3 tRNA genes are annotated in these 268 nt (G+C 53.4%); all 3 read right to left on the bottom strand.

The window, feature by feature from the left end:
* Position 1 precedes the first annotated feature (1 nt).
* A tRNA-Glu gene (locus SB717_RS36285) sits at positions 2 to 76 on the bottom strand.
* 21 nt (positions 77 to 97) lie between these two features.
* A tRNA-Ser gene (locus tag SB717_RS36280) sits at positions 98 to 189 on the bottom strand.
* 3 nt (positions 190 to 192) lie between these two features.
* Positions 193 to 267: transfer RNA gene (locus tag SB717_RS36275), tRNA-Asn, on the bottom strand.
* Position 268 lies beyond the last annotated feature (1 nt).

Here is a 268-nt window from a genome sequence, read left to right as displayed (position 1 = left end):
ATGGTGACCCGTACGGGATTCGAACCCGTGTTACCGCCGTGAAAGGGCGGTGTCTTAACCGCTTGACCAACGGGCCACTGTGCTAATTAAATAAAAATGGCGGAGAGCAAGGGATTTGAACCCTTGAGACAGCGTTAACCGCCTACACGATTTCCAATCGTGCTCCTTCGGCCACTCGGACAGCTCTCCAAATGGCTCCACAGGTAGGACTCGAACCTACGACCGATCGGTTAACAGCCGATAGCTCTACCACTGAGCTACTGTGGAA

The organism is Priestia sp. SIMBA_032 (assembly GCF_046535215.1).
GTDB classification, from domain to species: domain Bacteria; phylum Bacillota; class Bacilli; order Bacillales; family Bacillaceae_H; genus Priestia; species Priestia aryabhattai.
This window is presented reverse-complemented; position numbering and strand designations above follow the sequence as displayed.